The 11,286-nt window shown below is 52.8% G+C and carries 10 protein-coding genes; all 10 read left to right on the forward strand.

The annotated features are described in order from the left end of the window. Nucleotides 1-181 precede the first annotated feature (181 nt). The gene (gene pstC, locus Q7T06_RS08580) at nt 182-1,174 is read left to right on the forward strand and encodes a phosphate ABC transporter permease subunit PstC (RefSeq protein ID WP_304783475.1); all 993 of its coding nucleotides are present in this window, start codon (nt 182-184) and stop codon (nt 1,172-1,174) included. Beyond that, nucleotides 1,171-2,043 carry a phosphate ABC transporter permease PstA gene (gene pstA, locus Q7T06_RS08585; protein WP_304783478.1) on the forward strand — a complete coding sequence of 291 codons (873 nt, stop codon included), beginning with the start codon at nt 1,171-1,173 and terminating at the stop codon, nt 2,041-2,043. Before pstC ends, pstA begins: the two co-directional genes overlap by 4 nt. A gap of 16 nt (nt 2,044-2,059) precedes the next feature. After that, complete coding sequence (pstB, locus tag Q7T06_RS08590; protein ID WP_304783481.1) at nt 2,060-2,845, forward strand: phosphate ABC transporter ATP-binding protein PstB; 786 nt, start codon at nt 2,060-2,062, stop codon at nt 2,843-2,845. An 86-nt stretch (nt 2,846-2,931) separates the two neighbouring features. Further along, complete coding sequence (phoU, locus tag Q7T06_RS08595; RefSeq protein ID WP_304783484.1) at nt 2,932-3,642, forward strand: phosphate signaling complex protein PhoU; 711 nt, start codon at nt 2,932-2,934, stop codon at nt 3,640-3,642. Nucleotides 3,643-3,646: 4 nt separating this feature from the next. Next, nucleotides 3,647-4,336: a response regulator gene (locus Q7T06_RS08600; RefSeq protein ID WP_304783487.1), complete on the forward strand. Its 690-nt coding sequence runs from the start codon at nt 3,647-3,649 to the stop codon at nt 4,334-4,336. 17 nt (nt 4,337-4,353) lie between these two features. Further along, nucleotides 4,354-5,661, forward strand: a complete 1,308-nt coding sequence (gene phoR / locus Q7T06_RS08605) for a phosphate regulon sensor histidine kinase PhoR (RefSeq protein ID WP_304783491.1) — start codon at nt 4,354-4,356, stop codon at nt 5,659-5,661. A 471-nt stretch (nt 5,662-6,132) separates the two neighbouring features. After that, the gene (gene pseC, locus Q7T06_RS08610; RefSeq protein WP_304783493.1) at nt 6,133-7,308 is read left to right on the forward strand and encodes a UDP-4-amino-4,6-dideoxy-N-acetyl-beta-L-altrosamine transaminase; all 1,176 of its coding nucleotides are present in this window, start codon (nt 6,133-6,135) and stop codon (nt 7,306-7,308) included. A 28-nt stretch (nt 7,309-7,336) separates the two neighbouring features. Then, nucleotides 7,337-8,209, forward strand: a complete 873-nt coding sequence (locus Q7T06_RS08615; RefSeq protein WP_304783497.1) for an aldo/keto reductase — start codon at nt 7,337-7,339, stop codon at nt 8,207-8,209. After that, nucleotides 8,206-10,233 carry an aminotransferase class III-fold pyridoxal phosphate-dependent enzyme gene (locus Q7T06_RS08620; RefSeq protein ID WP_304783500.1) on the forward strand — a complete coding sequence of 676 codons (2,028 nt, stop codon included), beginning with the start codon at nt 8,206-8,208 and terminating at the stop codon, nt 10,231-10,233. The genes Q7T06_RS08615 and Q7T06_RS08620 overlap by 4 nt, the downstream gene beginning before the upstream one ends. 7 nt (nt 10,234-10,240) lie before the next feature. Further along, the coding region (gene pseG, locus Q7T06_RS08625; protein WP_304783504.1) for a UDP-2,4-diacetamido-2,4,6-trideoxy-beta-L-altropyranose hydrolase at nt 10,241-11,286 on the forward strand (1,046 nt) is incomplete at its 3' end.

Here is an 11,286-nt window from a genome sequence, read left to right on the forward strand (position 1 = left end):
TGGAAAGCAAATCTGAAAGACGCTTCCGGCAAGGCTATCTGGTAATTCCTGCTCCACTCGTTGTTTAACGTTACACAGGGTTGTCACCACGCTGCATGCATTATCGATGTGGCATGGTGCCAGCCCTACTTAACTATCAGATACTATGAGCGCAAGCTTTAACTCCATTCCCGCCCACGCAATGACCCTTGATAAAGAAAACAGTGAAGACGGCATATTCGGCAAGGCGCTGATGGCCACGATGCGCAAGCAGCGACTTCAGGATTTCCTGTTTCATAAAATCACGTTCATTTTCGCATTGAGCGTTTTGTTCGTTTTGCTCGGCATCATTGCATCGCTGATGATAGGTGCCTGGCCTGCCTTAAAAGAATTCGGTTTGCCGTTTATTACCAGCGTTGAGTGGGATCCCGTCAACGATCAATATGGCGCGGCGATTGCGATCGTCGGTACCCTGGTTACCTCATTCCTCGCCTTGCTGATCGCATTTCCTGTCAGCTTTGGCATTGCATTGTTCCTTACAGAAATCTGCCCTGCCTGGCTCAAGCGTCCCCTGGGCACTGCAGTTGAATTGCTGGCCGGTGTGCCCAGCATTATTTACGGCATGTGGGGCTTGTTCGTTTTTGCCCCCTTGTTTTCCGATTACATCCAGCCGGCACTGGCTGGCACGCTGGGGCACGTCCCGGTCATTGGTCAATTGTTCAGGGGCCCGATGATGGGCATAGGCATACTGGCTGCCGGCATCATCCTGGCCGTCATGATCATCCCCTTCATTGCCTCGGTGATGCGCGACGTGTTTGAAATCGTGCCGCCAGTGTTGAAGGAATCAGCCTATGCACTGGGTTGCACCAAGTGGGAAGTGGTGCGCAAGGTAGTGCTGCCTTATACCCGCATCGGCGTGGTAGGCGGCGTCATGCTGGGCTTGGGGCGTGCGCTCGGCGAGACGATGGCGATTACCTTCGTGATCGGCAATGCGCACAAACTCTCGTGGTCGTTGTTCGCTGCCGGTAACAGTATCGCTTCAACGCTGGCCAACGAATTTGCCGAAGCCGAGTCGGTACTGCATGTGTCTTCACTGTTCGCGCTCGGTTTGATCCTGTTCGTGATTACCTTCATCGTCCTGTCGGCTGCCAAGCTGATGTTGATGGGCATGTCCCGCAAGGAGGGTGCAAAATGACGACTCACATAAAAGCTGAAGCGATGAATCCAGTCTATCGCAAGCGATTGCTGATCCATCGCGTCGGTATTGCGCTGTCTTTCCTGGCGATGACGATAGGCCTGTTCTTCCTGATGTGGATCCTGTTCACGCTGGTGATCAAGGGCGTGGGTGCTATCCAGCTCTCGATTTTTACGCAAACCACGCCGGCGCCGGGTAGTGAAGGCGGCGGCTTGATGAACGCGATCGTCGGCAGTTTGCTGATGGTCGGTGCGGCGGTGTTCATCAGTACGCCTATCGGCATACTGGCCGGCATCTATCTGGCTGAATACGGTGAAGTCAGCTGGTTTGCGAAGATTACGCGCTTCGTGACCGACATCATGCTGTCGGCGCCGTCTATCGTGATCGGCTTGTTCATCTATGCGATCTACGTCGCCAACGTCAAACATTTTTCCGGCTGGGCCGGCAGTTTTGCGATCTCGCTGATCGCGATTCCAGTCGTCGTGCGCACCACTGACAATATGCTCAACCTGGTGCCTACCAGCTTGCGTGAAGCAGCCTTTGCGCTCGGCGCGCCGCGCTGGCGTGTGGCGACCTTCGTGCGTTTGCGCGCCGTCAAGGCGGGCGTGATTACCGGCGTCTTGCTGGCTGTTGCGCGCATCTCGGGTGAAACGGCGCCATTGTTGTTTACCGCATTGAACAATCAGTTCTACAGCGCCAACATGAATGCGCCGATGGCGAATCTGCCGGTGGTGATATACCAGTTTGCGATGAGCCCGTATGACAACTGGCGCTCGCTGGCATGGGGCGGTGCCTTGCTGATTACCTTCAGTGTGCTGGCGCTCAATATCCTGTCGCGCTCGATGTTCAACCAAAAAGTTAATAACTGATTTTCCAGGCCAAGCTATGACTACTCAAACGTCTGTGGACATGACAAATAAAAAGACTCTCGAAATCAAGAACCTGAACTTTTTTTATGGCGCTTTTCAAGGCCTGAAGAATATCAACCTGGATATCAATGATAAAAAAGTGACGGCTTTCATCGGTCCTTCAGGCTGTGGAAAATCGACCTTGCTGCGCACCTTCAACCGGATGTATGACCTGTATCCGGGCCAGCGCGCCGAGGGCAAGATCATTTACCACGGCAAGAATATTCTCGAGCCGGGTCAGGATGTCAACATGCTGCGCGCCAAGGTCGGCATGGTGTTCCAGAAGCCGACGCCATTCCCGATGTCGGTCTACGACAACATCGCCTTCGGCGTGCGCCTGTATGAAAATCTGCCGAAAGGCGAGATGGATGAACGCGTTGAATGGGCGCTGAACAAGGCTGCATTGTGGACCGAGGTCAAGGACAAACTCAACAAGAGCGGCTTGAGCCTGTCCGGTGGTCAGCAGCAGCGCCTGTGCATCGCGCGCGGCGTGGCCGTCAAGCCCGACGTATTGCTGCTGGATGAGCCGACCTCGGCACTCGATCCGATTTCCACTGCCAAGATCGAGGAATTGATCAGTGAATTGAAGGGTGATTACACGATCGCCATCGTCACCCACAACATGCAGCAGGCGGCGCGCTGCTCCGATTACACTGCGTACATGTATCTGGGTGAGCTGGTTGAATTCGGCGAAACCGATCAAATCTTCATGAACCCGAACAAGAAAGATACGCAGGATTACATCACCGGTCGCTTCGGCTGATTAGAAAAAAAGAAAAACCAGCCTTGTGCCGACGTTATGCCATGCGTTGCACGTGACCATTAATAGAATAATTTAGGAGAAACCTGATGCCAGGCGAACATTCTTCCAAGCAATACGACATGGATCTGGAAACCATACGCTCCAAGGTTTTGCTCATGGGCGGCCTAGTCGAAAGCCAGTTTCAAGATGCCGTATCGTGTTTCAGGACCGGCAATATCACGCAAGCCGAGCAAGTCATCAAGGCCGATGAAAACGTCAATAACCTGGAAGTGTCGCTCGACGATACCTGCAGCCATTTGATCGTCAAACGCCAGCCTGCTGCAAACGATTTGCGCACCGTAATGGCCACCATCAAGGTCATTACCGACCTGGAGCGCATAGGCGATGAGTCAACCAAGATTGCACGCGCCGCCAAGAGCATCACCGAGCGTGGCGTCACGACGATCAACCATTACGAAACCATACGCGTGATGGCCGCCAGCGCCGGCGACATGTTGCACGATGCACTGGATGCATTTGCGCGTCTGGACGGCAAGCAGGCGATCAGATTGATCGCACAGGATGAAATTGTCGATCACGAATTCCGCTCGGTCATGCGGACCTTGATTACCTTCATGATGGAAGATCCGCGCACCATTTCAGGTGCACTGGACACGCTCTGGGTTGCCAAGGCTATCGAGCGCATCGGCGATCATGCAAAAAATATTGCCGAGTACGTCATCTATATCGTCGAAGGCAAGGACATACGCCACACCGACTACGCGGCATCGCAACGAGAAGATCGCACCACTAACTAATACCATGGCCGCCGAAAAACCCACGATACTGATAGTTGAAGATGAACCGCCGATTATTGAACTGGTGACGTTCACCCTTAAAGGGGCGGGCTGGAATGTCGCTGCCGTACAGACTGCCGGCGAAGCCTGGGATTTCATCCAGCAACGCCTGCCGCAACTGATACTGCTCGACTGGATGCTGCCTGATCAAAGCGGCTTGCGCCTGCTGTCGAGAATACGCGCTGATCGCCAGTTCAACGAACTACCCATCATCATGCTGACTGCAAAAAGCATGGAAGAGGACAAGATAGCCGGCCTCGATAATGGCGCCGATAACTACGTCACCAAGCCTTTTTCGCCGCGGGAACTGACTGCGCGCATCAATGCACTGCTGCGCCGCAAGACGCCAGAGCATGCGCAAAGCATGATGACGGCCGGCACGGTCAGCCTCGACCCGATCAGCTGCAGCGTCAGCATGAATGATGAAAAAATCGATATCGGCCATGCCGAATTCAAGCTGCTGAAGTTTTTGCTTGCACATCCTGACCGCGTATTTTCCCGCAGCCAGTTGCTCGACAAGGTGTGGGGCGATCACGTCGTGATAGAAGAGCGCACCGTCGATGTCCACGTGCTGCGCTTGCGCAAGGCATTGAAAGATGCAGAACACTTGATCAAAACGGTGCGTAGTGTAGGCTATATGCTCTCAGAAAAATAAGTCGAAGCAAGCCGTCTATGAATCCTCAGTTGTTGTTCTGGATACCCGTCACCCTGCGGTTATCCTTTATTCTCATCGCCGCCGGCGTTCTCTGGTATTTTTTCGGGCCTGTCGTCGGATTGTCGGCAGGGCTGCTGTGCCTGATTGCCCTGATCGTCATCCAGCTCAATTACCTGTATCTGTTGAACGCCTGGCTCGATCATCCCGATAGCGAAAAATTACCCGATGGCTGGGGCGCATGGACGGATATTTTTTCACGCCTGTACCGTTTCCGCCGCGATGATGAGCGTAACAGCGCTGAGCTGACCGAATGGCTGGCCCGTTTCCGGCAGGCGATGAGCCTGTTGCCCGATGGCGTCGTCATCATGGATGACGTGCTGTTCCTCGAGTGGTGCAATCCGGCGGCAGAACAGCATCTGGGATTGAGCAACCTTCGTGACAAGGGCATGCGCGTCACCAACCTGATCCGCAACCCTGACTTCATCGATTACATCATACTGGGTCGCTATGAACAGCCGCTCACGCTCAGTCTGCGGGATCGCAAGCTGATCGTGCAGATCATCCCGTTTGAAAATCGCCGCCAGATCCTGGTCACGCACGATGTGACGGAAGCGGAACGTATCGAAATGATGCGCCGTGACTTTATCGCCAATGCCTCGCACGAGCTGCGCACGCCGCTGACCGTCATCAACGGCTTCCTGGAAATCGCCCAGTCTCAACCTGATCTTGATCAAGCCGTCCGCATGTCGCATCTGAAGCTGATGATAGAGCAGGGCCAGCGCATGCAGAATCTGGTCGAAGACATGCTGACGCTGACCAGGCTGGAGTCCATTGATTACCCGCTACGCCCCGAACACGTCAGTATCCATCACCTGCTGGACCAGATCCGGCAGGAAGCCGAAGCCTTGTCCGGCGGGCGCCATGCGATTTCGCTGACGATAGACGGCCCCGATATTGAGGGCAGTACCGATGAATTGCGCAGCGCTTTCAGCAACCTGGTCTCCAATGCGGTGCGTTACACGCCGGAGGGCGGTCGTATCGATATCAAATGGAAAAACACTGAAACAGGCCCGCAATTTTCAGTCAAGGACAGCGGCATAGGCATACGCCCCGAGCATATCGTCCGCCTGACCGAGCGTTTTTACCGCGTCGACAAGAGCCGCTCGCGGGAAACCCAGGGTACAGGCCCGGGCCTGGCGATCGTCAAGCATGTGCTGCTGCGGCATGGGGCTGTGCTGGCGATAGAGTCGCAGCCGGAGATGGGAAGTACGTTTATTGTTAAATTTCCTCAGGATTCTAATAATAAAACTTCATTTGTAAATTAATAAGCTTCTGTTTCAAGATGCGTATTTTTTGAGCTCGTCGATATCAAAGATGAGAGGTACTGAGCTACGTTCAGGCCCAAAAAGACACGAAGTCCACCCGGCGCCGTGAGATTACTTGATCTCACCGGCCCTTCTTTTTAACTTGAATTTTCCAGTTTTTTTAGAAAGTAATCGCTATTTCTTTTGAAAATTCTGGCGCATGAATGGCGTATTTTCTCGTTATTTCCACTTTATTTACCTTAAATTTTCAGAATAACGATGAAAATTTAGGTCAATACTTACGGTAAAAATGTGTTTGTTTGGTAAGATTCCATCTTTGCTTCATGGTTGTGGTGCTTGCTAAGGGTGAAGCAACGTGGCTTAGTCATGTTGCTTCTGACTTTTTACAAAAAATCAGGAAGATATTTTGTATTTTGTATTCTGTATACCTAACATCATGCTGAAAAGCGCCAAATTCTAAGGAATTTCACTTTGACTATTCCCTACGGTCGCCAAGATATTTCGGAAGCTGATATCCAGGCAGTAGCCGCTGTATTGCGTTCAGACTTTCTTACTCAAGGCCCTGTCGTCCCGGCATTTGAAAAGGCAGTGGCCGATTATTGCGGGGCTCGCCATGCGATTGCCGTCAATAGCGCCACTTCTGCATTGCATATAGCGTGTCTGGCTCTTGGTGTTGGCTCCGGTGATTATGTGTGGACTAGTCCGATCACTTTTGTGGCTAGTGCAAACTGCGCTCGCTATTGTGGTGCCGAAGTCGATTTTGTGGATATCGATCCGCGTACTTACAACATGAGCGTGGCCCGGTTGGAAGAGAAGCTGGTGCAAGCAGCAGAAGTCGGCAAGTTACCCAAGGTCGTCATACCTGTCCATCTGTGCGGCCAACCATGCGAGATGGAAGCAATTCATGCGCTTTCATTGAAGTACGGCTTTCGCATCATTGAAGATGCATCACATGCGATAGGTGGGCGTTACAAAGGAAAGGCTATTGGTAATGGCCGTTACAGTGACATCACCGTATTCAGTTTTCATCCGGTAAAGATCATTACGACGGGTGAGGGTGGCATGGCGCTGACCAATGATCCGGAGTTGCATAATCATATGGCACGGCTGCGTAGTCATGGTGTTACACGAGATCCTGCGGAGATGACCCAGGCACCGGACGGCCCCTGGTATTACCAGCAGATTGAACTTGGCTTCAATTACCGGATGACGGATATACAGGCTGCGCTAGGTCTCAGCCAGATGCAGCGTCTGGATGATTTCGTTGCAACGCGACACGCACTTGCCAAAAATTACAATGAGCTGTTCAAAAAATGCCCGGTTTCCATTCCATGGCAGCATGGGGATAGCTATTCTGGGCTGCATCTTTACGTCGTTCGCCTCAAACTTGAAGAGATAAAAGCAAGTCACCGCGAGGTGTTTGAGCGTTTGCGTGTTGCTGGTATTGGGGTGAATCTGCATTACATCCCGGTCTATCGGCAACCTTACTATGCCAAGCTGGGCTTTAACCCTGGCGACTTCCCCGAAGCAGAGCGTTATTATGCAGAAGCGATCAGCCTGCCCATGTATCCAGCACTGACGAAGGAACAACAGGCAGAAGTCGTGCAAAGATTGACGACGCCGATTGGACATCAAACGCTTTTTTGATTCATTGGTACCAATAACAGTAAATTAGATGAATAACAGATTGGCGCTTGGTACGGTTCAATTCGGTCTCGAGTACGGTGTCGCCAATAATGCTGGTCGCGTCAATCTGGACGAGGCTGGCAAGATACTTGCCGAGGCTGCGCATGCAGGCATCAATATGCTGGATACTGCTATCGCCTATGGCGATAGTGAATCCACGCTTGGTAAAATTGGTGTTGCCGGCTGGCGCATTGTCACCAAGCTGCCCGAAATGCCAGATACATGCACCAATGTCGCTGGATGGGTTGAAGCTCAGGTAAGAGGATCGCTGGACCGCCTCGGGGTTCAGCAACTCCATGCAGTGTTGCTGCATCGCCCGGCTCAGTTGCTGGAAGCGCGCGGATCGCAATTGTTTGATGCGCTTGAGCGCCTGAAAATACTCGGTTACACCAAAAAAATCGGCATCTCGATCTATGACGCTAGCGAGTTGGATAGCCTGTTCAGGGAAATGCACTTTGATCTGGTGCAGGCCCCGCTGAATATACTGGACCGGCGTCTGGTCACTTCAGGTTGGGCTCAGCGCCTCAAACGTAGCGGTACCGAACTGCACGTGCGTTCCACTTTCCTGCAGGGCTTGTTATTGATGCCGGCGGATAAACGACCGCAGAAATTCAATCGCTGGCAATTCCTGTGGTCAGAATGGGAACGCTGGCTCAATGAAACAGGCCTCTCGCCGCTAGAAGCCTGCCTGCGTTATGCGATGAGTGTTGAAGAAGTCGACAATGTTGTTGTTGGTGTCGACAGTGCGGCCCAGTTGCATGAGATTCATGCCGCAGCTATTGGCGTCTTGCCTGGTTTGCCGGATTGGCCGCAAACTATTGATCCCGTCTTACTCAATCCCGCCCTCTGGTCCAGACTATGAAAGTTGTTGCGCTTGTTCAAGCCCGCATGGGCTCTACCCGTTTGCCCAACAAGGTGATGAAGCCGATCGGTGGAGTCCCGATGATTGAAATCCTGCTTTCACGCCTGTCGCGCGCCACCGAGGTGGATCAGATTGTGGTCGCTACTTCGGTCGATGCGCGCAATCAAGCTCTGGTTGAATACATAAACAAACTTGGTTACGCCTGTGAGCAGGGCAGTGAAAATGACGTGCTCGACCGGTATCTGCAGGCTGCACGGGCTCATCAAGCCGATGTGGTGGTACGCATTACCGGGGATTGTCCGTTGGTAGATCCGGAGCTGGTCGATGAAGTCATTCGCGGCTTCAAATCGTCGAATGCAGATTATTTCAGCAATATCAGTCCACCCACATATCCCGATGGCCTGGATATCGAAGTATTCTTTTTAAAGGCGCTTGAACAGGCAAGCCAAGAAACTGATAAAGCATATGATCACGAGCATGTGACACCTTATCTGCGCGAATCGGGGCGATTCGCGACCGCCGCCATTCAGCATGAACATGATCTTTCGGCGCTGCGCTGGACTGTGGATGAGCCTGCCGATCTGGCCGTCATAGAAAAGATTTTTCAGTTCTTTTCTCCTCGTACAGATTTCTCCTGGACTGAAGTGCTTGAGCTGCAGCATAGTCAGCCAGATATTTTTCACATGAATCAAGACATCATCCGTAACGAAGGAGCAAGCATGGGTACCGGACAAAAACTCTGGAAACGCGCCAAGCAGGTTATACCGGGCGGCAATATGCTGTTGTCCAAACGCGCAGAAATGTTTTTACCTGATCTGTGGCCGGCGTACTTCAGCAAGGCCAAAGGCTGCAAGGTCTGGGATCTGGATGGGAACGAATACATCGACATGTCGATTATGGGGATAGGTACCAATACCCTGGGTTACGGCCATCCTGAAGTCGACGATGCAGTGCGGCGGACGATCGATGCGGGCAATATGTCGACCTTGAACTGCCCGGAAGAAGTGTATCTTGCCGAAAAATTGATCGAGCTGCATCCATGGGCCGACATGGCGCGTTTTGCACGTTCGGGCGGCGAGGCCAATGCGATTGCGATCAGGATTGCGCGCGCTGCTTCCGGCAAGGACAAGGTTGCCATCTGCGGTTATCACGGCTGGCACGACTGGTATTTGTCGGCAAATCTGGGCGACGACAAGAACCTGGCTGGTCACTTGTTGCCGGGTTTGCAGCCCAACGGCGTGCCACAAAACCTGCGTGGCACTGTATTCCCGTTCAACTACAATAATTTCGCCGAGCTTGAAGCGCTCGTCAATGAACACGACATTGGCGTAATCAAAATGGAAGTGGTGCGTAACTTCGGGCCGGAAGACAATTTCCTGCACAAGGTGCGCCAGCTTGCTACCGAGCGCGGCATCGTGCTGATTTTTGACGAATGCACATCGGGGTTTCGCCAAACATACGGCGGCATACACAAGATGTACGGTGTCGAACCGGACATGGCCATGTTTGCAAAAGCACTAGGTAATGGCTACGGCATTACGGCCACCATCGGACGCCGCGAAATCATGGAAGCAGCACAAACCACCTTTATTAGCAGTACCTTCTGGACCGAGCGCATCGGCCCCACCGCTGCATTGGCAACCCTGGATGTCATGGCGCGCGTCAAGTCATGGGATACGATCACCAATACAGGGCTGGACATCACTGCGCGCTGGAAGACGCTGGCAGAAAAACATGGCCTGGCTATTACTACCAATGGCTTGCCTGCATTGACCGGATTTGGATTTAACAGCCCGAATGCGCTGGCATACAAAACCTTGATTACGCAAGAAATGCTGGCCAAAGGTTATCTTGCAGGTACCAGTGTGTACGTGTGCACTGAACACACCCCCAAGGTAGTGAATGACTTCTTTGAAGCGCTTGACCCGGTATTTGCACTAGTCAAGGAATGCGAGGAAGGCCGGGACGTGATGGGCCTGCTCAAAGGGCCGGTCTGCCATGGCGGTTTCAAGCGCTTGAACTGAGCACAACATGCACTTTGCCATTCGTGTTGATGCATCGGATCAGATAGGTACCGGCCATTTGATGCGTTGCCTCACGCTGGCTGATGCCTTGCGAGTACGTGGTGCAGAAGTACATTTTGTCAGTCGCCACATGCCCCTGCACCTGCAGCAGATGGTGCGTGATCATGGGCATCAGTTCACATTACTGGCTGAGTCGCACGAAGGTTTGACCGATGAACTTGCGCATGCGCGATGGCTGGGCACCAGCCAGGCAATCGATGCGCAGGCGACCAGGGTGGCACTGGCGGGCAGGGAATGGGATTGGCTGATTGCCGATCACTATGCACTGGATGCGCGTTGGGAATCAGAGTTACGCCTATCTTGCAGCAAGATCATGGTCATTGATGATCTTGCTGATCGCATTCACGACTGTGACGTACTGTTGGATCAAAATATGTACTCCGACATGCATAGCCGCTACGTCGGTAAAGTGCCACCACATTGCAGGCAATTGACTGGCCCGCGCTACGCGTTGTTGAGGCCTGATTTCGAATTGACACGTCAACGCAGCATGCCGCGCGACGGCGATGTACGGCGCATACTTGTGTTTTTCGGTGGGGTTGATGCGGAAAATTACACTGGCCGTGTTATTACAGGATTGGTTGCCTTGCAAAATACCGTTCTGCAGGTCGATGTTGTTATTGGTGCGGTGCATCCGCAGCGAGAACAGCTGCTGAGGGATTGTGCTGCATATGGTTATGTTTGCCATGTTCAAACCGATCGCATGGCGGAATTGATGGCGGATGCTGATCTATCTATCGGCGCAGGTGGAGGGGCGACCTGGGAGCGTTGCTGCCTTGGCTTGCCGACCTTGGTGCTCAGTACCGCAGATAACCAGAAGAGGCAGCTTGTTGATGCGGCCAAGGCTGGATTGGTATATGCCCCAGATGTCGATGACGATATTGAGATTGCAATCGCCAAGCATATGATCGCCTTGATTGAAAATCCGTCGCTGCGTACCCTGATATCTGTCAATGGTATGCACGCCGTTGATGCTCGAGGTGCTTCGCGTAT

It is taken from the genome of Herminiimonas sp. (assembly GCF_030645555.1).
In the GTDB taxonomy this organism is placed as follows: domain Bacteria; phylum Pseudomonadota; class Gammaproteobacteria; order Burkholderiales; family Burkholderiaceae_D; genus Oxalicibacterium.

Coding starts and splice junctions, on each gene's coding strand:
- pstC (WP_304783475.1), top strand. CDS start 182: ATGACCCTTGATAAAGAAAACAGTGAAGACGGCATATTCGGCAAGGCG.
- pstA (WP_304783478.1), top strand. CDS start 1,171: ATGACGACTCACATAAAAGCTGAAGCGATGAATCCAGTCTATCGCAAG.
- pstB (WP_304783481.1), top strand. CDS start 2,060: ATGACTACTCAAACGTCTGTGGACATGACAAATAAAAAGACTCTCGAA.
- phoU (WP_304783484.1), top strand. CDS start 2,932: ATGCCAGGCGAACATTCTTCCAAGCAATACGACATGGATCTGGAAACC.
- Q7T06_RS08600 (WP_304783487.1), top strand. CDS start 3,647: ATGGCCGCCGAAAAACCCACGATACTGATAGTTGAAGATGAACCGCCG.
- phoR (WP_304783491.1), top strand. CDS start 4,354: ATGAATCCTCAGTTGTTGTTCTGGATACCCGTCACCCTGCGGTTATCC.
- Q7T06_RS08615 (WP_304783497.1), top strand. CDS start 7,337: ATGAATAACAGATTGGCGCTTGGTACGGTTCAATTCGGTCTCGAGTAC.
- Q7T06_RS08620 (WP_304783500.1), top strand. CDS start 8,206: ATGAAAGTTGTTGCGCTTGTTCAAGCCCGCATGGGCTCTACCCGTTTG.